Here is a 25,810-nt window from a genome sequence, read left to right as displayed (position 1 = left end):
AATCAGGCAGGTTGGATTTGAATGAGTGCTGCTTCAGATTTTCGCAAGGCGAGCAATGTTCCTTCTAGCAAAAAGGCAAGAGGTCCATTAAACGGTGCCACATAGGAGAGCGTGATTGTTTTGCCCGGCAAAAAACCCAGCTCCATTAAATTGATCTTCAACGGGGAGTTGCTTACCTCTTCTATGATACCTGATGTCTGAGGTTTTAATTGATCGGCTGTAATTGGCATGTGGCTTCTCCCGTTAAATTCTTCGCAAAAATAATACTATTTAGATTGAATCTAAAGAATTACGAAAAGATTTACGAGAATGTTATTTAAACTAGCGAATATTCAAGATTTCGTCGGTCAAGGAAAACTCCAATCCAGACTCCAATTGCACTCTTATCGTGAAGACTAAGTTAAGCTCAGACACTGGATTCTGGACCCAAGCTAATTTGAAAAAATCATCAGCAAAGAGTTCTAGAGTACCTTCCAAAAACTCTGGGATAGGTCTTGTACCTTCTGCAAAGTAGTAATTCATTCCAAAGTAGGAACTGATATCATCGCCAATCTTGAGAGTTTCCCCGGTTGGTAATGTGATCTCTTTTAAATTAATAATCTTAACATCGGCTAGGTTTGACGCCGACTGAGGGGGAGGCGGACTGCAAGCAAAAGCTACCCCAAGAATTCCAGCTGTACTCATAGGTTCTGTGACAGCGATAGTTTGAAAACTTTTAATCCGGATACCTTTAACTACTTCGTCAAATGGGTAAGTACCACTTGGAGTGACTTGTTGACCTTGACCAACAAGAGTCAGCGCCTCCATTTCAGTAATATTGAAATCTTTCACTTCGAAAGTTGGGCCGCAGCCACACGAATCATCGCATATAACCCCGCAGCTTAACGGGATTAGTGCAACGAGGATGAAGAGAGAAATAGAGAAAAAAGCTTTTTTGAAAATTGAGGCCATAGCGTGAAATCCAGATACTTTGTTTAACTCATTTCTGGATAAATGGTTGATAATTAGAAATGAATTGTAGAATTTTTTAATCAAAGCGAGCTCTAAGCCCTAGAGTGAAATTACGACCCGCTCCAGAAATTCCTGAACTGTAGGCGCGATACCGCCGATCGCTTATATTTTCTACACCTCCTGAGATCTGGATCACATCACTGAGATCAAAAGTACTCCTGATGGATACTATAAACCAGTCTGGGGAATAGGGATTTCCATTTTCATCCGCGGCATAAATGTCTGGCTTACCTTTTTCCTCAAGAGGTAGATTTTCAAAATCGATCTGGGCTGAATATTGACCGACCAATTCAGCTTTCCATTTGCCCTTCGCAAAGGTGAGTTTCGTCAACCCAAAAGCTGGGGCCGCATGTCTTGAAGGGCTTGTGCTTTCGTCATCTAGTTCTTCGGTTCCTTTTTGCCAATTGTATCTAGTCGTGAAGAGGAGGTGTTTATTGATTGAAAACTCAAACCCAGCCTGAATTCCATAGACTTCCGCTGAGGCGGCATTTTGAATGGCCAAGACATCGCTTAGCTCGCCGTCATAAATGATTTCAGATTCTCCATTCAGTGTGAAGGATCTTCTTACCAGAGCGTTGTTTAGCAAAGTATAAAAGCCTGTAAGCTCAAACTTAAGTCTCTCGTTTACCCGACCACTAATATTGAGCTCCCAATTGTAAGCGTATTCGGGTGCTATGTCCGGATTTGGGACCAAAACTGTACCGGGCTCAGAGTCGAAAATCTTTCCAATATCATCCACGTTAGGTGCACGAAATCCAGTGGAAAAAACCGGAGAAAAGGTGAGTCCTTTTATAGGTGCATAGATCAAACCCAAACTTCCAGTCAAAGCTACAAAATCCGATTGCGATTGATCGAATGGTAGCGGGAAGAAGGGGAGGTTATCAGTAAAATCGGCTTCAAGAGAAGTGAAGTTGTAGCGAAGACCCGCCTGCAATTTCCATCGGGATGAAAATTGCCGGTGATAGGTACCATAGACCGCTGCCGAAAACCAATCGGAGTCTGGATAGCGTGAGGATTCATCGCTCTGAGCATTTGTGTCAATATTTCTATTGAAGCCCTCAGATTCCACTTTATTGCTGACTATCTCAGCTCCATAGCTGATAAAATCCTCTCCAACCAGACTTTTGATAAAATCTGCATTGACGGATAAAGCATTTACTTGCTCGGCTCGATTGGCTTCATTGCTGGATCCAAAGCGTCTCGAAATGCGGCTTTCTTCGAAATATTGATGAGCAAGTCGAATTTTTGCTTGATCGAAAATGGCAGATTGATTATCAAAACTTACTCCCAGAGTATTCATCATCCAGACTTGTGGGCCATAATCCCATCGACCAAAACGGAGGTTGTCTGAGCTACCTTGGATTAATCTGTCGTATCGTGGAATATCAGTGGATGCACTATAATGAAAGCCATAATCGAGGCTGACTTTTTCACTCGCTTTGAATCTTACCTTTTGCATTAGGTTCAATTGATCGTATCCGCTAAATCGCTGGACTCGGTCATCGCTATTTTCAAAAATCTGATCTGCACCATTTACTCTTGCCTGATAAGTCGGTCGAAGGTAGTCATCGGGTCCATTGGAGCCCATTTTGAGGTCTCCAAAGCTGATATGAGTGATGCTGCTGAGAAAGGCCCATTTTTCCAACTCTGCTGCTATATCCGCATGGATCAGGCGCTCCTTATTGGCACTAGCTACACGGCTATAAATTGAGCCCTTCCAATGGGTTTTTTCGCTAGTCGAGAATTTTGGCGATAGGGTCTCAAAAGACATGACTCCACCAATCGCATCACTCCCGTACATCACGGACCCTGGGCCAAAAAGTACTTCAGTGTTTTGAAGGGAAAAAGGATCAAGGGAAATGACGTTATGAAGATTTCCACTTCTAAAAATGGCTGTATTCATCCTCACACCATCTACAGCATAAAGTAATCGGTTTGCAGAAAAGCCACGAATCATTGGGCTTCCGCCTCCCTGTTGGCTTTTTTGAATAAAAACTTCCCCAGAACCTCCCAGCCAGTCAGCGGTGGTGGATGGATTTTCAAGTGTCAATTGATCTTTAGAAAGCACCCGGATTTTGCTGGCGATATCGTGGTCGTTTTGTCTCCAACGATTGGCTGATACCACTGCCTGATCCATCTGAATGAGACTCGGCTCTAGCTTGATAAGATAATTTTTGGCCTTGATTTGAGCAGGGGTAAATGAAGCACTTTGGTGCCCAAAAATCTGAAAGTAAACGATCTCTTCCTCAGTAAATGGCTCGAAATCTATGTTGCCCTGAGCATCTGAAATTTGACTGATTTGTGGGTTGGCTCCAAAAACCAAAACGCCTTCCAAAGGCAAGCCATTGTCTTCATCAACAATCTTGATTTTTTGAGCAAAGGCTGAGAGGCTGAAAAAAAGAAATGAAAGAGCTAAAAGCTTTTTTAAGATCATAGAGTAGATGCAGTCTCAAGTATTAGTTTCAAAGCTAGCGGAATGCTTCTACCCGAAAAAGCTCTTTTTGTGAACTTCCCTAAATTCGGGAAGAAAGGTAAGAAATAATCAAATCGGGAGCTAAAACCCATTCATTCAGTTTCAGTCGGATTGGATAGGATTTTATAAGATTCAAGGGAGGACTTCAGATTTTTTTTCAATATTGCACACAGGAATAAGCGTACCACATCCATGACTTTAGACGAACTTCAATCAGCCTTACCCTTTTTTACTGACCCTGAATTGCTTCGGGAAATTTTAGCTAAAGGAAAGATCCATCAACTCAATCCTGGCGATGTCTTAATGGAACCTGGGAAATATGTAAAAATGGTTCCGGTGGTTCTGGACGGTTACATCAAAGTACTTCGAATGGACGAAGATGGGAAAGAACTTTTTCTATACTATTTAGATCCAGGAGAGACCTGTGCGCTTTCACTCACTTGCTGTACCGCCTCAAAGCCTAGCGAGATCAAAGCCGTTGTGGAGGAAAAGACTACTATCATTGCTATTCCAATCGAAAGCCATGAAGAATGGACGAGTGAGTTTAAACAGTGGAAAGACTTTGTGTCAACTACTTATCAAACGCGATTTAATGAAATGCTTGCTGCTTTAGATGCAGTAGCTTTTAAGCGGATGGATCAGCGACTCATGCAGTATATCGTGACTCGAATGAAGCAGGGTAAAACAAATGAACTTCATATTACCCATCAGGAAATCGCAACTGAACTAGGGACATCGCGCGAGGTGATTTCTAGACTACTCAAGCAACTCGAGAAGAAACGCTGGATCGAACTCGGCCGGAATGTGATTTACATTCGGGATGATTTTGAGGAGCTTATTTCCAAATAATCAAATTAAAACCAAAACAGGAGTTTTTGCTGTGTAAGCCAGATCAATAGACTCACTTCGTTTGGTCAGTTGATTCCAGAAGTTTTTGTGCTCGTGGCAGACGACTAAAATGGTATTGGGCTGGTCTTCAAGATAGGCATTCAGTCCAGCGCTGGGTGATTCGGCCTTGCGGGTAATGCATTTGAAGTTCTTTCCAGAAAAATTCTTTTCCAAAAAAGCATTTAGACCAAAGCAAGCTAATTCATCTTTGAAACTTGGGCTGTGTTGAATATGTAAGAACGAAAGCTCCATATCCCAGTTTTGAGATATATCTACGACCCAATCAACAAATTTCTTTTCATGGTCTGAAAATTCAAGTGCGAGAGTCAGTCCCTTGATCTGAGTTAGATTTGCTTCTCTTGGTACCACCAAGACAGGAACTTCAGATTCCTTGAGCAGACTTACGGTGGTGGATCCCATGGCAAATTTCATCAACCCACTGGCGCCTTTGGTTCCCATCACGATGAGCTTAGCATCGATTTCTTGGGCATATTTGGCAGCTGTAATCGAGGCTGTTCCCTCCTTGATAGCATAACTCATTTCTACGCCACTTCCCGAGTACTTGGTCACTAGCTCTCCCAAAATTCTATTGGCATCTTGATGCATCCCATCCAGTGCCAAGGCTGCTTGAGAAGCGAAATCATATACTAATTCGATGACATGAATCAGTTCAATTTCGCCTGATTTTCTTTGGGCTAAGGTGATCGCATATTCAAGAGCTTTTTCAGCATCTTGAGAAAAATCGATAGGGACTAGAATTTTCATAGTGTGCTAATTTTAATTCAAAATACGCTTTATATTTTAGAAATCGAACTGTTCATCAGGGTTCTGCCCCATATTTCACAAAGGATAAATTTGCCTCAACATATCCCTAACTTTGCTTTTCGTGAAGTGACAAAAGTCACTCCTCTCCAGATGGTGTGAAGCTACCTTTGTACCATCAACGAATAAGAAAAAAATGGATAGTTTATTTATCATTGGCTTTGCTGCCGCTATAGTTATCGGAATTAGTCTAGGCCTTATCGGCGGAGGAGGATCGATCCTCACTGTACCCGTTTTAGTTTATATTCTTGGAGTGGAGCCGGTTTTAGCTACTGCTTATTCCCTTTTTGTGGTGGGCAGTACTTCTTTAATCGGCTCATTTACTTACATGAAAAAACAGTTGGTCGATTATAAGACCGCGGTCGTTTTTGCTGTTCCCTCATTTATCGCCGTCTTTTTGACGCGAATGTATTTGGTTCCTGCTTTACCGGACCCACTTATTTCTATACAGGGATTGGAGGTTTCTAAAAACACAGGTATCATGGTGTTTTTCGCCCTGATCATGCTTGCAGCCTCTTATTCCATGATTAAAGGAAAGAAAGAGACGAAGGAGGAAGAATCAAGTAAAGTAAAGTTCAATTTCCCTATGATAGCTCTGGAAGGTTCTTTGGTTGGAGTCTTGACAGGGATTGTAGGAGCTGGAGGGGGCTTTTTGATTATTCCAGCATTGGTACTTCTCGCCAAGCTTCCTATGAAAATGGCAGTGGGTACTTCCTTACTGATTATCTCGGCCAAATCTTTGATCGGATTTCTAGGTGATTTGGGAACTCAAACCATAGATTGGACGCTTTTACTATCATTCACGGCCCTGTCTATTGTCGGGATTTTTATAGGAAGTGCGCTTTCGAAAAAAATCAATGACAAAGTTCTGAAAAAAGGGTTTGGATGGTTTGTTGTAATCATGGCGATATACATTTTGGGAAAAGAGTTGTTGTAATACTGTATGGAGAAATATTTTCAAACATTCGTTAATGGCTATTATGGATACTGGGAGTATCTGAAATCAGAAGTTTTATACCCTTCTTGGGGCAATTACTTCTACTGGTTGATTGGCTTATCGCTTTTGGTCTGGTCTTTAGAAATTCTTTTTCCTTGGAGAAAGGATAGACCATTTTTCCGAGAGGATTTCTGGTTGGATGGATTTTACATGTTTTTCAACTTTTTCCTTTTCTCCCTAGTAGGGTACAATGCTATTTCCAATGTAGGAGTAGAGCTCTTCAATGACTTTCTTGGCCTCTTCGGAATTACTAATCTAGTAGCAATAGAAGTGAATTCTTGGCCAGTTGCTTTCCAGCTTTTATTGATGCTAGTGGTAGCAGATTTTATTCAGTGGAATGTACATCGCTTGCTTCATCGTGTGCCTTGGTTATGGGAATTTCATAAGGTACATCACTCGGTTCATCAGATGGGTTTTGCAGCGCATTTACGCTATCACTGGATGGAAACCATCGTGTACAAGTCCTTGCAATATATTCCCTTGGCGATGATTGGTTTTGGGCTGGATGATTTTATTTTACTTCATATTTTCACCATTCTCATTGGGCATTTGAATCATGCCAATGTCAAAATCACCTACGGCCCATTTAAATATTTGCTCAATAACCCTGTAATGCATACTTGGCATCATGCCAAAAAGCTTCCTGAAGGTAGCTATGGAGTGAATTTTGGGATTACCCTCAGTGTGTGGGATTACATCTTTGGATCAGCATATATTCCAAATTCTGGCAAGGATGAACCCCTTGGGTTTGATCATGACGAGGAATTTCCAACTACATTTTGGGCGCAAATTACTTATCCATGGAGCAGAAAAAATCACAAATCACTCAAGCACTAGTCACCAATTGGAAGACCGTGGCCTTACTTTGTCTCACGCTAGGACTAGCTCCATTCACGCCGGAACCACATTTTTGGGGTAAATTGAAATGGGTTTTTGGTGGGGCAAATGGAATGCAGGCAATGGATTGGTTTGACTTTTTATTTCATGGCGCACCCTGGTTTTTAGCGATTTTTATTTTGGTGATCAAACTCAAAGATTACTCGGCGAAGCGGACTCACTAAGTGACAAAAAGTACTGAAGAGGACTCATAGCTAGCTTACTTTTAAAGAAAAAATAGAAGCTATGTTTAATTTCTTCAAAAGCACTCCAAAAAAATACCAAGACTTAAATGCTCAAGATTTTCTAGCAGGAATGAAAGGGGCTGACGCGGTAATTATTGATGTCAGAATGCCTGGTGAATTTGCCTCTGAAAAGATACCCGGAGCAAGAAATATCAATGTCATGGGATCTTTTAAAAAGAGTATAGAAAATCTCCCAAGGGATAAGTCTTATTATCTGTATTGCAGAAGCGGATCCAGAAGTGGTCAGGCGTGCAGCATTATGGCTGATATGGGATTTGAAAAAGTTACCAATCTTAAAGGCGGCATTATGTCTTGGCCTTTTGAAACGGCCTGACGAGCAGAAATTTCTGAGCCGTTTCTTATCTCTTACTAATCTTATTTAGCGCAATAGACCGCTGCATTTTTGATTTGAAACGGTTCACTTCATCCCCTGATTTTTTTTCGTGCTTCGTGTTTCTGCCTTGTACACGTTTACGCCACATTTTGAAAGAGCTTTCTTTCATATTTCGACGCATGATTTTGATTACCTCCTTCTCGGGAATTCCAAACTGAGCTTCTATTGCATCAAATGGTGTTCGGTCTTCCCAGGCCATTTCCACAATGCGATTTATTTCTTCGTCAGTAAATGTCTTTTCAATTTTCACATCTAGAAAACTTTGAGGAGGTATGAAGGTTTAGCTTTTGTGCAAAAAATATCAATTGTCTGGCTAAAGAGAGATCTACGACTGAATGATCATGCCCCTTTGAAAGCGGCAATAGAGGCAGGTTTTCCTATTCTTTTGTGCTATGTTTTCGAGCCGTCTTTGATGGCAGCTCCACAAAGCTCTACAAGACACGTCCGCTTTGTATGGGAGAGCTTGGCGGATATGGATACACGCTTGAAGGCCTACGGTTCTGCGGTTTTGAAACTGAAAGCTGAGCTTTCGGAACTCCTGCCGGCACTTGTTGAAAGTTTTGATATTCAAGGTCTATATTCCCATCAAGAAACAGGGATAGGTATCACTTTTCAAAGGGATCTTTGGGTGAAGGATTTTATGAAAAAAAACCGAATTCCATGGCATGAATTTCCTCAGCAAGGGGTACAGCGGGGAAGAAAAAACAGATCGGGATGGAGGGAAGCTTGGTTTGCTTATGCTAAATCACCATTGGCCAATCCGGATTTGAACGCTGCCACTTGGGCAAAATGTCCACCTGATCTTGAGAGTCGATTTACTTTGGGTGAATTAGTGTACCAACTGAATGAGCCAAATCCAAAAATGCAAAAAGGGGGAGAGTCCCTGGCTTATCGATACCTAGATTCTTTTTGCTCGGACAGAGTGAAGAATTACAATCGTCATATCAGTAAACCCACAGAAAGTCGAAAAAGCTGCAGTCGATTGTCTCCCTATTTGGCATGGGGCTGTCTTTCCATTCGCCAAGTTTATCAGGCAGCTTCGAAAGGTCAAAAAGATAAATTCCAGGTTAGAAACTTTACTAATTTCATTGCCCGACTACGCTGGCATTGCCACTTTATCCAGAAATTTGAGATGGAGTCAAGAATGGAATTTGAATCTATTAATCGGGGATTTCATCACTTCGAAACAGCTAAAAAACTTGAATTCATCGTGGCTTGGGAAAATGGAATGACTGGATATCCTCTCGTGGATGCCTGCATGCGCTGTTTGCGGGAGACCGGGTATCTGAATTTTAGGATGCGTGCTATGGTGGTCTCTTTCCTGACCCACCAGCTCGGACAGCATTGGAAGTTTGGGTCTGATCACTTGGCTCGAATGTTTTTGGATTTTGAACCGGGGATTCATTATCCTCAGCTTCAGATGCAAGCTGGTGTGACGGGAATCAATACGGTGAGGATTTACAATCCCATAAAGCAATCTCAGGACCATGACCCGGATGCGCATTTTATTAAAATGTGGGTTCCAGAACTCGCCAAATTACCTTCAAGCATTATTCATGAACCTTGGAAAATTTCCCCCATGGAGCAAGAGATGTATCAGTTTTATTTGGGGAAAGACTACCCCAAACCTATTGTAGACTTTGAGAAATCTTCCAAAGCTGCCCGGGATTATATCTGGAAAATCCAGAAAGACTCCGAAGTGCAGGCGGAAGCTAGGCGGATTTTAGCCAAGCATACCTTACCAAATCGTTGGGCGTAAGATGAAAAAACAAAACCTGCCTCAAAAAACCTGTGTGGTTTGCCAGAGACCTTTTTCTTGGAGAAAGAAATGGGAGCGTGACTGGGAAAATGTCAAGTATTGCTCCAAGCGATGCGCCTCAGCCGCCAAGAGCAATAGGCCTAGCGATAAGCCATGATATACCAAGCTAGCCAGATTACCAAAGGAATAAAGTATGAAACGATGACGACGATAGCCGAAGCTCCTAAACTGCGACGGCTAATCATGTGAAAGCCGTACATCCAAAGGATGCCATACAAAATCTCAAATACATTAATTGTGGCCAGAGCATAGCGATATTGTTGTGCGACATTTTCGGCTCCCAAAAGAGAAAGCAGTGAAAGCGCCCGGAATTCCTCGATTTCCTGATAGGTAACACCGGCACTCGGATCGATGTATAACAGCAGCCTGATCAATTCGGGAAAAAGAAATACAACTTCTGCGACCAAGGCAAATTGCCAAAGCTCTCTATAAGAAACTTTGTAACCCAGCATAAATGCCCCAAACCAAAATAGAAAGGCGATCACAGTAAATTTCCAAAGCAGAGCTATGGGCGTCCAGATATAATTAAGGGCATTGAAAATGTAGAAAAAGGTGAAACTGCCTTCAGCCTTGAGCCTTTCCGAATCTGGAATAGCATCAATGATCAAAACATCTGTGAAATACCGGATTAGCAGAAAAAGAAATACTAGAATGAAAAAATAAACCCGTTTATCGAAATCTATTATTTCTTTTAAGCGTTGTGCATCTGAAGAAAGAGGTAGTGCCATGTGCAAGGAATATATTTCAAAGCTAAAGAATGTTTGAGAATACCTATAATTTTGTGGCCTTGGAATCCAAATTCATGCGATTGAAAAAAATAGGAACGATTTTGACTTTATGGCTTGCTATAGCCACTACGGGCTTTGCTCAAGAAGCCGATTCGATTCCCTTCAATGCAAACCCGTCAAACTATTTATTGCTCGATAAGGGGCTGCAGTTTAGAATCACAGCGGCGATCAATAGTATGTATGATTTCGACTTTGCGAAAGCGGAGCGAGATTTTGGCGTAATTGGTTATCAGTACCCCGATCATCCGCTGCCGGATTTTTTAATGGCCTTGGGCTATTGGTGGAGGATAGAGGTGGACGTGACTAATGAACGATATGACAAGATCTTTTTAAGATACCTTGAGCGTGCCACCGACAAGGCTCAGCGAATGTTCGACGAAGATGAAACCAACAAGGAAGCGGCTTTTTTTCTTGCAGCTGGCTATGGCTTTCAAGGTAGATTATATAGTGAACGAAGGAGCTGGACCAAAGCGGCCTTTGCTGGAAGGAATGCTTTGAAATACATGGATTTGAGTAGAGGGGAAGCGGAGTTTAACCCGGAGTTGCTTTTGGGAGATGCTTTATTCAATTACTTCTCAGTGTGGATTCCTGAAAATTATCCGCTGCTCAGGCCTGTTATGGCACTTTTTCCTGCCGGTAGCAAAGAGCTAGGTCTTACTCAATTGGAGGAGGTGGCCAGTAATGCATTTTACACCCGAATCGAGGCCATGTATTTTCTATTTAGACTTTATGCCTCGGAGGAGAAAAGGCCCTATGATGCCTTGAGGATCTCTGAATACTTGCATGGTCAATTCCCCAATAATCCTTATTTCCATCGTTCGTATGCTCGTCATTTGTATACCGTAGGGCGATGGACTGAATCGGTCAGCGAGTCATTTCAAATATTGGAACGGATAGATGCCAAGCAAGAAGGTTATGAATCCAACAGTGGACGGTATGCCGCTTTTTTCATCGCTCAGTATTATGATCGGGTCAGAGATCCGAAAAAAGCAAAGGAATATTATCTCAAAACGATTTCCTACGGAGAAGAGTCGGAGTCCCAAGAAAGCGGCTATTATTTGTTCTCACTCGTGCAGTTAGGAAAGATGGAAACAGCAGCGGGAAATAAGAAGCTGGCAAAGGAATACTTCAAAAAAGTAAAAAAGTACGCTAAGCGAAAACACCCTGCTCACCAAGAGGCCAGGGATTTTATAAAAAAGAATAAACTTTAAACTGATTTTCTGCGTTCTTATTTTTTCAAACAAGAGATTATTTGAATTTTCGCTTGAGGACTAAGAACTTTCATTTATTTCTTTGTCAAAATCACCCGAAATCATAAGAAAGTTTTGAATTTCTTTTCTTTATTCGAAAGAAAGGCTTTAAAACATTCCTTAATTATATTAAATTTGCACGACATAAAATTTTGTAAATTCAAGAATCATGGATAATAGCGTAAGAATTAAATTTGACAAGATTGATAGAGGAATTCTTGAGATTCTTCAGGCTAACGCCAAGATTACAAACGCACAGCTTTCCAAGGATATAGGCCTTTCTCCAGCCCCGACTTTAGAGCGAGTAAAGAAGCTTGAGCAGTCAGGAATTATAAAAAGTTATCACGCGAAATTAGATCCTGAGAAGATTGGGCTTGGCGTGAGTACATTTGTTTTGGTGAGTTTGATAGGTCACAACAAAGCGAATATCGATGCCTTTATGAAAGAGATCAATGGAATCGCTGAAGTGATCGAATGTCATCACATCACAGGTTCTGGTGATTTTATCCTAAAGATCATTGCAAAAGATATCACCGCATATCAGAAGTTGATGCTAGAAAAAGTATCTGAAATCAAAGAAGTGGACTCTATGCAATCCATGGTAATTTTATCTACTTTCAAGGATTCTAAAGTATTGCCGATCCCGATGTAATCGAAAATATTCACATATGAGGGTGGCGAAAGTCACCCTTTTTTTTTGAAGCTATGAGTGTAAACCCTTGGGAAACCAAATCCATCCAAACTATTTACGACAACCCATGGATCCGATTAGAGGAGCATCAGGTGTTAAATCCTGCGGGCAAACCTGGGATTTATGGCAAGGTTCATTTTAAAAATAGGGCCATGGCGATCATTCCACTGGCAGAAAATGGAGATACTTGGCTGATAGGTCAATATCGCTACACACTAGATGAATACAGTTGGGAGATCCCAATGGGCGGAGGGCCAAATTCTGCTGATCGTCTGGAAAGTGCAAAGCGTGAACTCAAAGAAGAAACCGGCTTTACCGCCAAAAAATGGACGGAAATCCTAAAAATTCATACGTCAAACTCCGTCACCGACGAAGTGGGTTGGGTTTACCTTGCAGAAGATTTGGAAGAAGGGGAAACCGAATTTGAAGAAACCGAGGTTTTGGCGATCAAGCGATTGCCGCTTTCGAAAGCTATTGATATGGTGATGTTAGGCGAAATAACAGATTCCCTCAGTATCGCAGGCCTACTCAAGGCAGGAAGAATTCTAGGATTATAAGTCTCTCATGACGTCAAAAGAGCATTTACAAATCACTTTTAACTTGGCCGCTCCGGTCATGCTTAGTCAGCTTGGTCAGGTGATGGTAGGCGTGGCAGATTCCATGATGGTGGGGCGACTAGGGGCTGTTCCTTTGGCTGCCTCCGCGCTGGCCAATAGTATATTTTTTGTTGTGTTGATGTTTGGAATGGGGATCAGCATGGGTATTACTCCCTTGGTATCCATGGCTGATGGGAAAGGGAAGACCAAACGAATCAGCCGTCTTTTTCAGCATAGTTTATGGGTAAATGTAGGATTTAGTATTCTTCTCACTGTGATCTTAATCGGGCTAGGAGAGGTGCTGTATTCTCTGGATCAGCCAGAAGAGGTGGTGGTGGAAGCCATTCCATATTTATGGGTAATTACTGCGTCGCTTTTTCCATTTATGATTTTTCAAACTTTCAAGCAATTTGCCGAAGGCCTATCTCAAACCAAACAGGCGATGTATATCACTATCTTCTGTAATTTGGTCAATGTATTCCTTAATTGGGTATTGATTTTTGGAACCTTGGGATTCCCAGAACTAGGCTTGATGGGAGCTGGATATGCTACGCTCATCTCAAGAATTCTGATGCCTATTTTGATGGGAGTTTATGTTTTGAGATCGAAAAGATATAAACTTTTCAATTTGAGCCTTCGACTATCTGGAATGTCTAAGTTGCTTTATTCCAAAATCATGAATATTGGTGTGCCTACTGGTTTCCAGTACATTTTTGAGGTAAGTGCATTTAGCGCAGCTGCTGTGATGATGGGATGGATAGGAGTAAATGCACTCGCAGCTCATCAAATTGCCTTGAATCTTGCCGCCATTAGCTATATGATGGCTACGGGACTTTCCACAGCCGGGATGATTCGCGTAGGAAATCAGATCGGAAAAGGGGATATGCATACCATGCAGGACGCAGGGATGATGGTGTACAAAATGGTTTTAGCCTTTATGTCCATGACTGCCATCATATTCTTCCTAGGTCGCTATATTCTGCCTACTTTTTACATCTCTGATCCTGAGGTGGTGAGTTTGGCTGCTTCGCTGTTGATTATTGCTGGCTTATTTCAGCTTTCGGATGGGGCGCAGGTCGTGGGACTGGGAGTACTGCGTGGGATGGAGGACGTCAAAGTGCCCACCATTGTTACCCTTATGGCCTATTGGGTTTTCGGGCTTCCTTTTGGGTATCTCCTGGCTTTTGAGTTTGGCTTCGCTGAAAAAGGCATTTGGTACGGTTTATTGATAGGGTTGAGCTTTACAGCTATTTTGCTTTTCGTTCGTTTTCGAAAACTCAGTCAGCGCAGAATTGACGCTCAAAACCAATTGTCCTGAATTAAAGGAACTGGCATCTTGTTTAAAAAGCTCGTTGAAATGAAAACCATGAAAAGCAATGAACTACCGTTAGACTAAGTCAAGTGTTCAAATAAACTAGAATTTTGAGGTTAATGGGCCCTTCGGAATTTTCGGTTTTGTTGTGCTTTGCAAACCCGTAAAGAAAATGACTTGGCTCACGAGGTATCGAGAGAGACCCAGTCATTTTTAGGGTGGCAAAGCAGAACAAAATTCCGCTTTGCACTAATTATATGGACAGAGAAAATGCTACCAGCGGAAAGAAAAGAACGGGGCCAAGACTTTTGGATACTTTTGGTCTTCAAAAGTATCAAAGAAAAACCAATTCGAAAACCTCTGAAAAGGATCGAAAAGGAAGAGGTTAAGGCCACGTTGTTTCAGTTTTGGTAAAGCTATTTTCACATCCTAATTGCCCTTCCTGTCGAAAAACAACAGATTAACATCATTCCAATTTCCAAATAAAAATCCAAGGCCATTCTGAAATTCAACAATCCACAAATCATTTCTAGCATTGACTTCTCATTAAATTAAGTGGAATACAAAATTGACTAGTACCTGGTGAAAAACACTTTTTCACCCAAAGAAAAAGTATATCTTCAGGATCTAAACGAATGAATATGCTTCAGAAAATTTTCCTTTCGCTTCTTCTTTACCTCTTTTTTATCCCTGCTTTTGCCCAAGATCTGGCTGTTTTGAGCCAGCGGGAGCAAGCCGCTGTCATTGATTCCTGGCTAGAGGATCGGATCGATCATCTTTTGCCCGAACTGATGACAGAGACAGGAATAGATATGTGGGTGGTGATTTCACGCGAATACAATGAGGATCCGGTGATTCGCACCCTACTGCCTGCTACCTGGCATGCTGCTCGTCGCCGAACAATCCTTGTGATGTATCAGCCTGGCCCTGGTGCCGAAGTAGAAACCTATGCCATTGCTCGCTACGATGTGGGCAAGTCATTTAAAAGAGCCTGGGATCCTGAAGTCCAGCCCGATCAGTGGGCTGCGTTGATGGAGCTAATCGCGTCCAAAAACCCCACGAAAATAGGACTCAACTATGCCAAAGATTATGGACATGCGGATGGATTGACCAAGAATGAGTTTGATGATTTCATGAACTACCTTCCTTCTGGTTTGAATAACACTGTGGTGTCAGCACAAACCCTTGCCGTGAGATGGCTGGAGACCCGTACTGCTGCGGAGATGGCCACCTACAAGCATATTCAGGAGTTGGCCCATTACATCATCGCGGAAGGACTCTCTGAGCGGGTCATTACCCCTGGTGTGACGACCACGGAAGATGTGGTCTGGTGGTACAGAGAAAAAATCAAGGAAATGAAGCTGGACACTTGGTTTCATCCGACAGTAGATATTCAGCGGCCAGATCCTGATTCCAAAGAAGCTCAGCGCTCTTTTGCTGTACGGCCTTCGGAAATGGTCATTATGCCAGGAGACTTGCTCCATATTGATTTTGGGATCAAATATCTCAGACTGAATACTGATACCCAGCAATTAGCCTATGTACTAAAGGCAGGGGAGACAGAAGTGCCTGCTTACCTTCAGGAGGCTTTGAAAGTAGGCAATAGACTTCAAGATATTCTCACCCAAAACTATATCACTGGACGGACAGGAAATGAAATTTTGCGCGAAGCGCGAAAACAAATGGAATCCGAAGGCATCCGAGGAAGCATCTATACTCATCCGCTGGGCTTCTATGGTCATTCGGCTGGCCCTACCATAGGCATGTGGGACAATCAGGGAGATACACCGGGAGCAGGTGATTTTCCCCTTCACAAGAACACCGGATACGCCATAGAGCTCAATGCTGTAGTTTATGTGGAGGAGTGGAAGAAGGACGTGAGAATCATGCTCGAGGAAGGAGCTTTTTTCAATGGCGAAAAGGTGGTGTATTACAATGGCCGTCAGAAATCTATTTTGGCTATTCCAAGAGTTAGCAACTACCTAGGCTATTGAGGGTTGGTAGCCTTACGATCACGCTTTACAAAAATCAGGGCAACAAAAGCCAATCCGGCGGTTGCTGCACTGCTAAGGAATACCAAGCGGAAGTTCTCAGGATTATTGGCAAATAAGTAACCCGAAACGATGGCTCCTATACCTATTCCCCCTTCCAAGGCAATGTACATGGTAGCCAAAGCACGTCCGCGAAACTTATCCAAGGAAAGATCCACCACCCAAGCTGCAGTGGTGGGACTATACATTCCCACTGCCGATCCAAAAAGCACTCCTGAGGCTAGAAGTATGGTTTTGCTTTCTGCAAATGCCATCAAAGTCATAGCAGCTATCATGGTCAAACTTGCCACGCGCATCACCGGCACCCGACCATATCGATCCGAAGTGCGGCCTGCAATCAGCCGGATTCCCAATGAGGAAAGGGTAAATACTGCGAAAAATAACCCCTTATTTTGAATCCCCAAATGGGAAGAAAAGTCTGGTACAATAGTCAATACCACCCCAAAAGAAAAGACAGCCAGGAAGAGTATTCCCGAGGGAACGAGAACTCGCTTTTCGATGATTTCATCTCGTTTTAGCTTAAAAAGACCTGCCGACAGCGGAACTTTATCCTCTAATGTCTCGCGTAATCTCCATAGGATCAAAATGGAGAAAATAGCGGTAAAGGCCGAAAGGTAAAACAATACATCGATGGGCCAGAAAGTGGCTACCCAGCCTCCAATGGCCGGCCCTGCAGCCATTCCCATGGATCCAAAGAGGGATTGGATACCCATGGCTTCGCCACGCTTCTGAAAGGGAACGATATCGGCAACATAAGCCGAGGCCCCAGTCGGAGTAAAGCCAGCAGAAAACCCATGCATAAAGCGTAAAAAAAGAAATCCACCCACAAAACTCAAGATAGGATAGAGTAGACCCACCACAAAGCAAACCGAGGCCCCCACCATCATCACGGGGATTCGCCCGATTTTATCTGCGAGTTTACCGCTAAAGGGTCGGGATAAACCTGCTGACAAGGTAAATAAGGCGATAATAAGACCCTTGTACTCTTCTCCACCCAGTGAGGTAAGGTAGGAGGGAAGCTCCGGGATAATCATATTAAAGGAGCTGAAAAAGAGAAAGGAGCTCGAACAAAGCAGGAAAAAATCCAAGGTAAAAAAAGAGGGTAAGAGCTTACGCATGGCGCGAAAGTAGTGAAAAAGCCGACTCGATCATAGCAGGATAAATGCTGGTAAGCAAAAGCCGATGAAATATTCAAACATAAACCAAACGATGGTGATGTAAAAAAAAATAGCCGAACTAAGTCGGCTATCTTTCTATTCCTTATTGGCTTCTTCTTCGCTCTGAGCTAGGAGGTAGGCTTTCATAAATTCATTTAGTCCGCCGTCCAATACAGCTTGGGTATCTGAGGTTTCATGACCGGTCCGATTGTCTTTGACCAGCTTATAGGGGTGCAGTACGTAATTTCGAATCTGTGAACCGAAGTCTACCCGGAGTTTGGAAGATTCGATTTTAGCGATTTCGGCATTTCGCTTTTCTAGCTCCAGCTGGTAAAGCCGCGACTTCAGCATTTGCATCGCTTTTTCACGGTTTGCCAACTGGGATCGCTCGATCTGACATACCACCACGATACCTGTAGGCTTGTGTGTAAGCTGCACTTTGGTCTCCACTTTGTTTACATTCTGACCACCTGCACCACCTGATCTCGAGGTATGAAGCTCCACATCTGCCGGATTGATGTCGATCTCAATCGAGTCATCCACTTCCGGATAGGCATATACAGAGGCAAAAGAGGTGTGTCGTCGCCCTCCCGAATCAAATGGAGAGATCCGTACCAAGCGATGCACACCCGTTTCTGACTTTAAAAAGCCGTAAGCAAGCGGACCTTCAAATTCCAGCGTACAGGATTTGATTCCGGCAACTTCTCCGGGCTGGATATCCACTTCTTTTACTTTGTATCCATTTTTCTCTCCCCACATGATATACATCCTCATGAGGATGGATGCCCAGTCATTGGATTCGGTACCGCCGGCACCAGGGTTGATTTCGAGCACGGCATTCAGCTGATCCTCTTCGGAGGAGAGCATTTTCTTTAATTCCAGCTCTTCTACTGCATTTTTGCCCTTCTCATATTCCTTTTTCATTTCCTCTTCGGAAACTTCTTCCATGGAATAAAATTCATAGAGCACCTCGAGGTCCTGAATCAGTTGATCCAGTTCTTCATAGGATTTTGTCCAGCCTTTACGTAGCTGGATTTGTTTCATCGTTTTTTCTGCTTCCTCAGGATTGTTCCAGAAGTCTGGCTGGGCCGATACTGCCTCCAGGTCTTCTATCTCTGCCTTCTTCCGGTCGTAGTCAAAGATACCTCCTTAAAGCCGAGGTGCGAGCTTTCAAGTCTTTCAGTTGATCCGAAGTCATGATTTTTAGGTTAAAATTTGAGGTGCAAAAATCACCAAAAAAATGGGATTATGCTATAATCTTTTCATTAATCCATCCTCATTTGAATGATTTGGATTCGGTTAGAGCCTTTGTGTTTAAAGGTTTTGTAGCGTACAGGCAAAAGGGCCAGCCCTGTACCGATCAAGATGGCTGAAGTCAATCCCACACCACTATCAATTTCAAATTCATTTTCCTGATAAAGGCTGTTGATGGTCTCTACCGAAATCAAAAGAACTCCGGCTCCGAGAAACAGTGTATTGAGGCTACGTAGTGTGCGATTTCGTGGGTCTTTATTGCGAACGTCTATCTCCAGAATATCGGCAGGAGTGATAATATTTTCTCGGAGATAGATAAAATCCTGATCCAGTTCGGTAATCACATCCGTGACATAGTAGCCAAGCTTTTTGCTCAAATAGGTGATTTCCTCTCCGGGGTAGTAGCGGATTTGCGATTTTTGATTAGCTCCTCTTTTTAACAAAATAAAATCTTTCCCCTGTGCAAAGACCCCAACACTTAGGCCTAGAAAAAGGATAAGGGAAAGTATTTTTTTCATTTATAGAGTGATTTCCAACCCAATTGAAATATTACACTAGTGCAATCCAATGATGTGGATCTGCGATAGTACCGTATTTGATTCCGTCTAATTCACGTAAAACTCTATGAGAGAATGCGTCTTCTTTTTTAGCTGGAAGCGTGTAGTCTTTGCCATTAACATGAATTCGCTCGATATGTGCAATAGTAGCTGCTGTGCCCGTACCAAATGCCTCTTCAAGGGTTCCTGAATTCAATGCTTCTTCTAGCTCGGATACGGAAAGAAATCGCTCCTCTAGTGGTTCATTCCAATCTTTTGCCAGCTGAATAACAGAATCTCGAGTGATCCCTTTAAGGATAGTACCGGTGGTGGTAGGAGCAGTGATGATGGTACCGTTGATTTTAAACATCACGTTCATCGTTCCGCTTTCTTCGATCATTTGATGGTTTTTGCCATCTGTCCAAAGCAATTGATCATATCCTAAATTCTGTGCTCTCCTGGCTGGATAGAGGGAGGCGGCATAGTTACCGGCAGTTTTGGCTGCTCCGGTGCCCCCTGGAGTAGCTCTAGTGAATTCGGTCTCCACTTTCACGCTCACAGGTTTGCTGTAATAGTTTCCCACTGGACATGTGAAAATCATAAACTTGTAGGTCTCGGATGGCTTGACACCGATATAATCATCTGTGGCAAACATAAATGGGCGAACGTAAAGCGAGGCTCCTTTTGCCGTAGGCACCCAATCTCTATCCAAATCCAAAAGCTGCATCAATCCCTCCATAAAGATCTCCTCAGGAATCGTAGGCATGCACATGCGCTCTGCTGATTCATTGAGTCGACGCCAGTTGGCATCTCCACGGAAAACAGACACTTCTCCATTTGGGGTGCGATAGGCTTTCATTCCTTCAAAAATCGACTGCCCGTAATGTAAAGTCGCATTCGCTGGATTAAGCGAAAGGGGCTGATAGGCTTCAATTCTCAAATCGGTCCACTCACCGTTTTTGTAATCTGCCACAAACATGTGGTCACTGATGGTTTGCCCAAAGACCAAATTGGAAAAATTCGTTTGTTGAAGCTTTGAGTTTTTGGTTTTATAGACGGGAAATGAGAGAGTAGTCTTCATGATTCTGGTAATTCGCGTACTGTTTGATATTATTTATTTCGTGGCTTCCAGGTCACTTCTTCCACATTGAGCTCCTGGGCCATTTTACGTCCTAGGACAAAAAGATAATCGGAAAGTCGATTTAGATATTTGATCACAAGGTCTGAAACTGGTTCTGTGCTTGCCAGGCCTACCACTTGTCTTTCTGCGCGTCGGCAGACCGTACGGGCTACATGGCAAAATGAAACAGCAGTATGTCCTCCGGGAAGGATAAATGCGGTCAGAGGAGGGAGACCACCTTCCATTTGATCAATTTGATCTTCAAGCAGTGTGATGTCTGCATCGTGAAGGTCTGGTTTCACGACTTTGTCCTTACCTGGGCTCGTAGCCAGATCTGCTCCGATGGTAAAGAGTCGATCTTGGATTTCTTTGAGCAGATCAAGTCTAGACTCATTAACCGGTTGATCTCTAAGCAGACCGATGTACGAATTCAACTCATCTACTGTGCCATAAGCATCGATTCGAAGGTTGGATTTTGGTACTCGTGCACCCCCCAATAAGGAGGTGTCACCTTTATCGCCTGTTTTTGTATATACTTTCATAGTCACGTTTGCCTGGGGCAAAGTTAAGGCAATCCCACAGATAAAAAGGGATTATACAGATACTTCTGTGCCGCGTGTTGGATTTGGATTGATGACATCAGTCTCTACGAGTCCGTCTCGAAGACGGATGATTCTATGGGCATAGTGGGCAATGTCATCTTCGTGAGTTACCATGATGATGGTATTGCCTTTGGAATGCAACTCATGAAATAACTCCATGATATCGTAGGAAGTCTTTGAGTCCAAATTACCAGTTGGCTCATCTGCAAGAATAATACTTGGGTCATTTACCAAAGCTCGTGCAATGGCCACACGCTGTCTCTGACCACCAGAAAGTTCATTGGGTCTATGCTTGGTACGATCTCCTAGTCCCACATTTACTAAAGCATTGTGTGCACGCTCCTCGCGCTCCGCTTTGCTATACCCTGCATAGACAAGGGGCAGGGCCACATTATCTAGGCAAGATGCTCTCGGTAAGAGGTTAAAAGTCTGGAAAACGAAACCAATTTCGCTATTACGAATGTCAGCGAGTTCATTTTCTGTCATGAAACTCACATCCTTGTTGTTCAAAATATACGTTCCACCAGTGGGGGTATCCAGACATCCGATGATATTCATCAGGGTGGATTTGCCTGATCCGGATGGGCCCATAAACGCAACATATTCACCCTTATCCACGGTAATACTCACCGATTTTAAAGCTTGAATGATTTCAGCACCCATCTTATAGGTCTTGTTGATTTCGGTGGTTTCGATTATTCTGCTCATTGGTTTAGTAATTTTTGTCAAGATAAGGCTTCAGCGTGATTTTTTTAAGGTTACTTAATCAAAATACGTGAATGGTAGCTAGAAGTTGGTCATTTGTAGTTTGAATAACTCGTCCTCAGGAATCCAGTTTTTCATTTCTTCCAGAGCTGCTGAGGCATAATTTGCAAGACCAATTTTCCGGGCTGCATTTACTTTTTGTATCCAAAGAATGGGGTCACGATTAAATTCACTAGCAGCATTAAGCAATTCATATTGTGCTAAAGGATCTGAGAGTCGATCCGCGGCCGCCAAAACTAAGGGCGTCATATAGGGATTTGCCGATAATTCATCACCCAAATTGAGCCAATTCATAAAGGCTTCCAGTTGTGAAGTTTCAGTGAACTCTGGGTTTTGAAGGAAAATTTTCAAATGTTCATTACTTCGATCCTGCTCAGTCAAGGATTCTGCAACTCGCTGGATCTGGCTTTTGGTGAGTCCATGGGACTTATGTTGGATGAGCCTTCTGCCAAAGCTGATTTTGCTTTCAGAGTCGGTGATTTCTTCCCAGATCTCAAGGCCTTTTTGAGGCATCAATTCATGAAAATCAGCCCAAATAGCTAGGAAAGCTGGATTGATTGAATTTTCAGTCAATTCAAAGAAAACGCGCAAACTATCGGCTATTTCATTTTGACCAGCCAATCTCAAAATATTAAGATGTTCGTTTTGTACATTTTGAAAGCCTTTTTCGAGCGCAGCGAGCAAATCTATTGCGGCCTTATCAAAATCTAATTGTAGCGCGAGAATGCTAGAAGAAAGTTGCAAATAATACGCTGCATCGCCCGGGTTACGGAAGGCCAATCCCTTTAGATTTTTGACCGACTCAGCAATGCGTTTGGAAGCCAAACTCCTCAAACTGGCCGTCTCCTGCAAGGACATGATATAATCCGTGTAGAGCGGATCTCGAGTGAGCGAGTCAAGAAGTGCTAAATCATTGGAGGTGTTTTCAAAACTCTTCGAAGTGAAGACATTTCGTAAAGTTGCCTCGATCAAAAGCGGATTACCGATGGCCATGGCATTCTGCATCAAAATCGTATTGTCTTGATCCTTCACTTCTTGCCCTCGAAGTTTTTGAGCTGGAATGGTGTTGATTTTTTCGATCAATGTATTGCCTGCTTCCCAATCGGATTGAGCTGAAGTTGCTTTTAGACCAAGCGCGAGCTTATTGGCCTCAGAAATCGGATCAGCAAAGGAGTTTAGGGTTTCTTGAGCATCAGCGATTCTACCGAGTTTGGTATAGAAAAGGGCAAGGTTATTTGCCAATTCTGGACTTTTAGGAAAGCGATTGAGTCCATTTTCTAAATAAAAAACCGCTTCAAAGATCTTGTTTTCCCGATGCAATCGCTCTGCAAGTAGGATAGTATTATCGATCTGTGGGTTTTCGGCAAAGCTTTCTTCCAGATGTTGCTTTGCAAGAGTAGGTTGATCTAGCTCAAAAAGCAATTGAGCGACACTCTGTTTGGCCTTACCATTTTTGCGATAGCGAGTCCAACTGTTTTCATAAAGAATACTAGCCTCCAGTTTTTGATCGCTGGCGTAATAATAATCTCCCAAAACGTTATTGCTCAAGGAATTGACTTGCACACCAATAATCCCGTCAGCATAGATGGTGAGTACCATTAGGCCAATAAGTCCTCCAATTCGCACATGGTAAAAGGGAAGGGAGTAAGGTTTGTAAATAACCTTGTCTATCGCCTGCCCGGAGTCCATGATGGAAAGGAAGTTGCTCAGGAGATAAACTACAAAGAAAATGGAGAATGCAATCTGGCTATACACCAAAATATGCTTGAATAATTCGACTCCAGGCTCATTTGAGTCAATTCCCAGTTTCCAAACGGTCCAAAGCACAAGTGCGAAACCGAGGAGGTAAATTGCTTGAATGACTGAGGTTTTGGAGGAAAGTTCTGGATCTGTTTCGCTTTTGATTTTCACCCCAAGCCATCCAAAAACACCAATAAATGCGATTAGGTAGAGGGGGTTGAAAGTGGGGGTGGGGAGGTTTTTTTCTCCTGTTAAGCTCAATAAAATCGCAAATAATATCCCGAGATAAATGAGGCTAAGAATCAGGAACTGGATAGAAATCTTGATCCCAATAGATTGATTGATTCGAGCCAAAAGAATATAAATCCCTGAGACAATGGCATGCCCGCAGGCAATCAGCCAGATTAAAGAAAATCCTATCGCCGGAACCAAAATATGGTAAGAAACAAACAGCTCGGGAGAGGGCAAGGGACTAAGTTGAAAGAGGGTGAAGGCTGTCGCTACGAAACCTAGAAAAATAATCAGCCAGCGTTTGATATAGACTAATTCCTGCCCCCAGATATAAATCAAAATGGTGGGTAGAAATGTGCCTAAGAAGATGATAATCAGTGAATAATTGGAGCTGGGAGCGATAATATCAAGCCCATTGAAATTGCTCAGCGTCATCAAGAGAATCCAAAGGATGCCCCCAATTACGAAATATAATTTCCGAAATGCGGTAAAAAGCGCCAGCCCTGAAATGGCCAACAGGTTGAAAATCAAGCCAAATACCAAGCTTTCTTGGCTTCTGGTCAAAGCTGGACTTACTTTGAATTCTTGAAAAACTAGGTAATTGTCCACCTCAAGTGGAATGCTCAGACCTTTTAAATCCAACCGATCAAAAGGCACTGCAATGGTATCCGTGAAAAGGCTTGAAGTAAAAATCCTATAATCAGCACCTGGAAAAAACAACACATAAATCAAGGCCAACATTCCCAAACCAATGGAAAGCAGCAGCAGATTTCGGTAAATGAAGGAGGTAGATTTGGTCTTGATCTCTGGCATTATTCCAAAACCTTTGGAACTCGAAAATAGGTTTCGTCCTTTTTAGGGGCATTTGCCAAGGCTTTTTCTCGGTCTAGATGTGTGCCTACATCGTCTTTTCTGAGCACATTTACTTCTGTTGACATGGTAGTCAGAGGTTCCACGTCTCCGGTGTCCACTTCGTCAAGTTGCTCCACCCAATCGAGGATTTGACTCATGTCATTCGCCATCTTTTCAGCACCTTCCTCGTCAAATTCGAGTCGAGCTAGATGTGCGATTTTCTTTACAGTTTCCTTATCGATTTTCATTGAGTTGGTCTAGTGTGAGCTGCTTCTGGATGATATCAAAGCATCTTTGTTTTAGGATTTCTTCCGTATCTCCGACCTGCGGCAATAGCTCTTTGTGATAAACGAGTTTTGCTGGATGCCATCGAAACAGAAATTTTCCATTGTCAGGTAAAATTAAGTGATTATAAGAAATTGTGACAGGAATGATAGGGATTTGTTTTTCCAGAGCCAGTCGGAATGCTCCATTTTTGAAAGGAACCATCTCAGGAGGTTTTGTGGAATAAATGCCCCCTTCCGGAAATAGAACCACGCTGGTTTTTTGATCCAATGCTAGACCTGCTCGACGCATGGTTTCCACCCGACTCTTTAATCTTCCACGGTCCACAGCAATATGTAATTTTCTAAAATAATACCCGAAAAGAGGCACCTTTCTAATGGATGCTTTTCCCACATACATGATTTCAGTAGGTGTATAGCCCATCATTGCAATATCCAAATAGCTGAAGTGATTGGCCAAAAAGAGATAAGGCTGCCCCTTTTTGATTTTGGTATGCATCACTTTTTTCACCGGCATGAAGATGATGGTAAAGTAAAACTTTGCCCAAAACTGAGTGGCTTTTCTACCCGCTCTCTGCCAACCAGGGATCCAAATGCAGAGTAGGAAAAATGGATAGATCAAAAAAAAACTCAGGACAAACAATACCAGCGCATAGATGGAATAAAGTCTTCTTTCGATCTTAATCATGATTGATCATATGATTGGCAACTTTGATAAAATAACCCATCATTAGCTCCCTTTCTTCAGGATCAAGTGCGATGCCATCCATAGCCGTAAACATGGCGTTGAGCCAATGAGTGCGCATTTTAGCATCGATTTTCCATTGTAAATGGCGCATCCTCAGTCGCGGATGTCCACGCTGCTCTGAATAGGTCTGAGGCCCTCCAAACACCTGTACCAAAAATAGGAATAACCGCTCTTTGGCTGGGTCAAGGTCTTCGGGGTACAAACTTCTGAGTGGGGGTGTGTTGGCGACCTCTTTGTAAAAATTATCGCAGAGTACTTTAATTTTTTCCTCACCAATTCGGTCATAAACCGTTTGAAATGGATTCATG

The 25,810-nt window shown here is 42.8% G+C and carries 28 protein-coding genes; 12 read left to right on the top strand and 16 right to left on the bottom strand.

The window, feature by feature from the left end:
• Positions 1-2 precede the first annotated feature (2 nt).
• The 3 genes from ACFOSV_RS15970 to ACFOSV_RS15960 form a co-directional block, all read right to left on the bottom strand.
• Complete coding sequence (locus tag ACFOSV_RS15970; protein ID WP_377907042.1) at positions 3-230, bottom strand: FeoA family protein; 228 nt, start codon at positions 228-230, stop codon at positions 3-5.
• Positions 231-321: 91 nt separating this feature from the next.
• Positions 322-831: a hypothetical protein gene (locus ACFOSV_RS15965; protein WP_377907041.1), complete on the bottom strand. Its 510-nt coding sequence runs from the start codon at positions 829-831 to the stop codon at positions 322-324.
• A gap of 196 nt (positions 832-1,027) precedes the next feature.
• Complete coding sequence (locus tag ACFOSV_RS15960) at positions 1,028-3,445, bottom strand: TonB-dependent receptor (RefSeq protein WP_377907040.1); 2,418 nt, start codon at positions 3,443-3,445, stop codon at positions 1,028-1,030.
• Between the two features lie 231 nt (positions 3,446-3,676).
• Here ACFOSV_RS15960 and ACFOSV_RS15955 point away from each other — a divergent pair, with 231 nt between their 5' ends.
• Positions 3,677-4,333, top strand: a complete 657-nt coding sequence (locus ACFOSV_RS15955) for a Crp/Fnr family transcriptional regulator (RefSeq protein ID WP_377907039.1) — start codon at positions 3,677-3,679, stop codon at positions 4,331-4,333.
• Here the strand turns inward: ACFOSV_RS15955 and ACFOSV_RS15950 are convergent, their stop codons facing one another.
• On the bottom strand, positions 4,334-5,137 hold the full coding sequence (locus ACFOSV_RS15950) for a universal stress protein (protein WP_377907038.1): 804 nt from the start codon (positions 5,135-5,137) through the stop codon (positions 4,334-4,336).
• A gap of 193 nt (positions 5,138-5,330) precedes the next feature.
• Here ACFOSV_RS15950 and ACFOSV_RS15945 point away from each other — a divergent pair, with 193 nt between their 5' ends.
• The 4 genes from ACFOSV_RS15945 (at position 5,331) to ACFOSV_RS15930 (ending at position 7,646) form a co-directional block, all read left to right on the top strand.
• On the top strand, positions 5,331-6,131 hold the full coding sequence (locus ACFOSV_RS15945) for a sulfite exporter TauE/SafE family protein (RefSeq protein ID WP_377907037.1): 801 nt from the start codon (positions 5,331-5,333) through the stop codon (positions 6,129-6,131).
• Between the two features lie 6 nt (positions 6,132-6,137).
• Entirely contained in the window at positions 6,138-7,028 is an 891-nt protein-coding gene (locus tag ACFOSV_RS15940; protein WP_377907036.1) for a sterol desaturase family protein, read from the top strand.
• Positions 6,992-7,252 (top strand): hypothetical protein, encoded by a 261-nt coding sequence (locus ACFOSV_RS15935; protein WP_377907035.1) that lies wholly within the window; start codon positions 6,992-6,994, stop codon positions 7,250-7,252. Before ACFOSV_RS15940 ends, ACFOSV_RS15935 begins: the two co-directional genes overlap by 37 nt.
• Positions 7,253-7,313: 61 nt before the next feature.
• The gene (locus tag ACFOSV_RS15930; RefSeq protein ID WP_377907034.1) at positions 7,314-7,646 is read left to right on the top strand and encodes a rhodanese-like domain-containing protein; all 333 of its coding nucleotides are present in this window, start codon (positions 7,314-7,316) and stop codon (positions 7,644-7,646) included.
• 25 nt (positions 7,647-7,671) lie between these two features.
• On the opposite strand, the gene ACFOSV_RS15925 is transcribed toward ACFOSV_RS15930, so the two are convergent.
• The gene (locus ACFOSV_RS15925; RefSeq protein ID WP_377907033.1) at positions 7,672-7,956 is read right to left on the bottom strand and encodes a TIGR03643 family protein; all 285 of its coding nucleotides are present in this window, start codon (positions 7,954-7,956) and stop codon (positions 7,672-7,674) included.
• Positions 7,957-7,995: 39 nt separating this feature from the next.
• On the opposite strand from ACFOSV_RS15925, the gene ACFOSV_RS15920 reads away from it, so the two are divergent.
• On the top strand, positions 7,996-9,465 hold the full coding sequence (locus tag ACFOSV_RS15920) for an FAD-binding domain-containing protein (RefSeq protein ID WP_377907032.1): 1,470 nt from the start codon (positions 7,996-7,998) through the stop codon (positions 9,463-9,465).
• A 1-nt stretch (position 9,466) separates the two neighbouring features.
• Positions 9,467-9,622 (top strand): DUF2256 domain-containing protein, encoded by a 156-nt coding sequence (locus tag ACFOSV_RS15915; RefSeq protein ID WP_377907031.1) that lies wholly within the window; start codon positions 9,467-9,469, stop codon positions 9,620-9,622.
• Here ACFOSV_RS15915 and ACFOSV_RS15910 read toward each other — a convergent pair.
• Entirely contained in the window at positions 9,606-10,253 is a 648-nt protein-coding gene (locus ACFOSV_RS15910; RefSeq protein WP_377907030.1) for a sulfate ABC transporter permease, read from the bottom strand. The genes ACFOSV_RS15915 and ACFOSV_RS15910 overlap by 17 nt on opposite strands.
• 29 nt (positions 10,254-10,282) lie before the next feature.
• Here ACFOSV_RS15910 and ACFOSV_RS15905 point away from each other — a divergent pair, with 29 nt between their 5' ends.
• The 5 genes from ACFOSV_RS15905 to ACFOSV_RS15885 all read left to right on the top strand — a co-directional run bounded on the left by ACFOSV_RS15905 (position 10,283) and on the right by ACFOSV_RS15885 (position 16,156).
• The gene (locus tag ACFOSV_RS15905) at positions 10,283-11,524 is read left to right on the top strand and encodes a tol-pal system protein YbgF (RefSeq protein WP_377907029.1); all 1,242 of its coding nucleotides are present in this window, start codon (positions 10,283-10,285) and stop codon (positions 11,522-11,524) included.
• A 208-nt stretch (positions 11,525-11,732) separates the two neighbouring features.
• Positions 11,733-12,215 carry an Lrp/AsnC family transcriptional regulator gene (locus ACFOSV_RS15900; protein ID WP_377907028.1) on the top strand — a complete coding sequence of 161 codons (483 nt, stop codon included), beginning with the start codon at positions 11,733-11,735 and terminating at the stop codon, positions 12,213-12,215.
• Positions 12,216-12,268: 53 nt separating this feature from the next.
• Entirely contained in the window at positions 12,269-12,811 is a 543-nt protein-coding gene (locus ACFOSV_RS15895; protein ID WP_377907027.1) for an NUDIX domain-containing protein, read from the top strand.
• A 7-nt stretch (positions 12,812-12,818) separates the two neighbouring features.
• Complete coding sequence (locus ACFOSV_RS15890) at positions 12,819-14,168, top strand: MATE family efflux transporter (protein WP_377907026.1); 1,350 nt, start codon at positions 12,819-12,821, stop codon at positions 14,166-14,168.
• Positions 14,169-14,803: 635 nt separating this feature from the next.
• On the top strand, positions 14,804-16,156 hold the full coding sequence (locus ACFOSV_RS15885) for a M24 family metallopeptidase (protein ID WP_377907025.1): 1,353 nt from the start codon (positions 14,804-14,806) through the stop codon (positions 16,154-16,156).
• On the opposite strand, the gene ACFOSV_RS15880 is transcribed toward ACFOSV_RS15885, so the two are convergent.
• From ACFOSV_RS15880 to ACFOSV_RS15835, 10 genes are all read right to left on the bottom strand, one after another.
• Positions 16,150-17,331, bottom strand: a complete 1,182-nt coding sequence (locus ACFOSV_RS15880; RefSeq protein ID WP_377907024.1) for an MFS transporter — start codon at positions 17,329-17,331, stop codon at positions 16,150-16,152. The genes ACFOSV_RS15885 and ACFOSV_RS15880 overlap by 7 nt on opposite strands.
• Before the next feature lie 135 nt (positions 17,332-17,466).
• A protein-coding gene (gene prfB, locus ACFOSV_RS15875) for a peptide chain release factor 2 (RefSeq protein WP_377907023.1) occupies positions 17,467-18,568 on the bottom strand; the annotation gives its coding sequence in 2 pieces (ribosomal slippage) (positions 17,467-18,507 and positions 18,509-18,568; 1,101 coding nt in all).
• A gap of 67 nt (positions 18,569-18,635) precedes the next feature.
• Entirely contained in the window at positions 18,636-19,142 is a 507-nt protein-coding gene (locus tag ACFOSV_RS15870) for a hypothetical protein (protein WP_377907022.1), read from the bottom strand.
• Between the two features lie 31 nt (positions 19,143-19,173).
• Positions 19,174-20,241: a branched-chain amino acid aminotransferase gene (locus ACFOSV_RS15865; protein WP_377907021.1), complete on the bottom strand. Its 1,068-nt coding sequence runs from the start codon at positions 20,239-20,241 to the stop codon at positions 19,174-19,176.
• A 29-nt stretch (positions 20,242-20,270) separates the two neighbouring features.
• Positions 20,271-20,822, bottom strand: coding sequence for a cob(I)yrinic acid a,c-diamide adenosyltransferase (locus ACFOSV_RS15860; RefSeq protein WP_377907020.1), 552 nt, complete (start codon positions 20,820-20,822; stop codon positions 20,271-20,273).
• A 51-nt stretch (positions 20,823-20,873) separates the two neighbouring features.
• Positions 20,874-21,590 (bottom strand): ABC transporter ATP-binding protein, encoded by a 717-nt coding sequence (locus ACFOSV_RS15855; protein ID WP_377907019.1) that lies wholly within the window; start codon positions 21,588-21,590, stop codon positions 20,874-20,876.
• Between the two features lie 78 nt (positions 21,591-21,668).
• Positions 21,669-24,431 carry a hypothetical protein gene (locus ACFOSV_RS15850; RefSeq protein ID WP_377907018.1) on the bottom strand — a complete coding sequence of 921 codons (2,763 nt, stop codon included), beginning with the start codon at positions 24,429-24,431 and terminating at the stop codon, positions 21,669-21,671.
• Positions 24,431-24,718 carry an Asp-tRNA(Asn)/Glu-tRNA(Gln) amidotransferase subunit GatC gene (gene gatC / locus ACFOSV_RS15845; protein ID WP_377907017.1) on the bottom strand — a complete coding sequence of 96 codons (288 nt, stop codon included), beginning with the start codon at positions 24,716-24,718 and terminating at the stop codon, positions 24,431-24,433. Before gatC ends, ACFOSV_RS15850 begins: the two co-directional genes overlap by 1 nt.
• Positions 24,705-25,442 (bottom strand): lysophospholipid acyltransferase family protein, encoded by a 738-nt coding sequence (locus ACFOSV_RS15840; protein ID WP_377907016.1) that lies wholly within the window; start codon positions 25,440-25,442, stop codon positions 24,705-24,707. Before ACFOSV_RS15840 ends, gatC begins: the two co-directional genes overlap by 14 nt.
• Positions 25,435-25,809, bottom strand: a complete 375-nt coding sequence (locus ACFOSV_RS15835; protein WP_377907015.1) for a globin domain-containing protein — start codon at positions 25,807-25,809, stop codon at positions 25,435-25,437. The genes ACFOSV_RS15840 and ACFOSV_RS15835 overlap by 8 nt, the downstream gene beginning before the upstream one ends.
• Position 25,810: the final 1 nt, after the last annotated feature.

The organism is Algoriphagus namhaensis (assembly GCF_042649705.1).
GTDB lineage: Bacteria > Bacteroidota > Bacteroidia > Cytophagales > Cyclobacteriaceae > Algoriphagus > Algoriphagus namhaensis.
The sequence above is the reverse complement of the archived record's forward strand: the minus strand, read 5'-3'. Positions and strand labels throughout refer to the sequence as shown.

Bases quoted from the DNA above. Each gene is read 5' to 3' on its own strand.
- ACFOSV_RS15835 (WP_377907015.1), bottom strand. From the start codon at position 25,809: ATGAATCCATTTCAAACGGTTTATGACCGAATTGGTGAGGAAAAAATT.
- gatC (WP_377907017.1), bottom strand. From the start codon at position 24,718: ATGAAAATCGATAAGGAAACTGTAAAGAAAATCGCACATCTAGCTCGA.
- ACFOSV_RS15930 (WP_377907034.1), top strand. From the start codon at position 7,314: ATGTTTAATTTCTTCAAAAGCACTCCAAAAAAATACCAAGACTTAAAT.
- ACFOSV_RS15910 (WP_377907030.1), bottom strand. From the start codon at position 10,253: ATGGCACTACCTCTTTCTTCAGATGCACAACGCTTAAAAGAAATAATA.
- ACFOSV_RS15970 (WP_377907042.1), bottom strand. From the start codon at position 230: ATGCCAATTACAGCCGATCAATTAAAACCTCAGACATCAGGTATCATA.
- ACFOSV_RS15890 (WP_377907026.1), top strand. From the start codon at position 12,819: ATGACGTCAAAAGAGCATTTACAAATCACTTTTAACTTGGCCGCTCCG.
- ACFOSV_RS15950 (WP_377907038.1), bottom strand. From the start codon at position 5,137: ATGAAAATTCTAGTCCCTATCGATTTTTCTCAAGATGCTGAAAAAGCT.
- ACFOSV_RS15865 (WP_377907021.1), bottom strand. From the start codon at position 20,241: ATGAAGACTACTCTCTCATTTCCCGTCTATAAAACCAAAAACTCAAAG.
- ACFOSV_RS15955 (WP_377907039.1), top strand. From the start codon at position 3,677: ATGACTTTAGACGAACTTCAATCAGCCTTACCCTTTTTTACTGACCCT.
- ACFOSV_RS15900 (WP_377907028.1), top strand. From the start codon at position 11,733: ATGGATAATAGCGTAAGAATTAAATTTGACAAGATTGATAGAGGAATT.
- ACFOSV_RS15870 (WP_377907022.1), bottom strand. From the start codon at position 19,142: ATGAAAAAAATACTTTCCCTTATCCTTTTTCTAGGCCTAAGTGTTGGG.
- ACFOSV_RS15860 (WP_377907020.1), bottom strand. From the start codon at position 20,822: ATGAAAGTATATACAAAAACAGGCGATAAAGGTGACACCTCCTTATTG.
- ACFOSV_RS15850 (WP_377907018.1), bottom strand. From the start codon at position 24,431: ATGCCAGAGATCAAGACCAAATCTACCTCCTTCATTTACCGAAATCTG.
- ACFOSV_RS15940 (WP_377907036.1), top strand. From the start codon at position 6,138: ATGGAGAAATATTTTCAAACATTCGTTAATGGCTATTATGGATACTGG.
- ACFOSV_RS15885 (WP_377907025.1), top strand. From the start codon at position 14,804: ATGCTTCAGAAAATTTTCCTTTCGCTTCTTCTTTACCTCTTTTTTATC.
- ACFOSV_RS15960 (WP_377907040.1), bottom strand. From the start codon at position 3,445: ATGATCTTAAAAAAGCTTTTAGCTCTTTCATTTCTTTTTTTCAGCCTC.
- ACFOSV_RS15905 (WP_377907029.1), top strand. From the start codon at position 10,283: ATGTTTGAGAATACCTATAATTTTGTGGCCTTGGAATCCAAATTCATG.
- ACFOSV_RS15880 (WP_377907024.1), bottom strand. From the start codon at position 17,331: ATGCGTAAGCTCTTACCCTCTTTTTTTACCTTGGATTTTTTCCTGCTT.
- ACFOSV_RS15945 (WP_377907037.1), top strand. From the start codon at position 5,331: ATGGATAGTTTATTTATCATTGGCTTTGCTGCCGCTATAGTTATCGGA.
- ACFOSV_RS15840 (WP_377907016.1), bottom strand. From the start codon at position 25,442: ATGATTAAGATCGAAAGAAGACTTTATTCCATCTATGCGCTGGTATTG.
- ACFOSV_RS15895 (WP_377907027.1), top strand. From the start codon at position 12,269: ATGAGTGTAAACCCTTGGGAAACCAAATCCATCCAAACTATTTACGAC.
- ACFOSV_RS15915 (WP_377907031.1), top strand. From the start codon at position 9,467: ATGAAAAAACAAAACCTGCCTCAAAAAACCTGTGTGGTTTGCCAGAGA.
- ACFOSV_RS15935 (WP_377907035.1), top strand. From the start codon at position 6,992: ATGGAGCAGAAAAAATCACAAATCACTCAAGCACTAGTCACCAATTGG.
- ACFOSV_RS15855 (WP_377907019.1), bottom strand. From the start codon at position 21,590: ATGAGCAGAATAATCGAAACCACCGAAATCAACAAGACCTATAAGATG.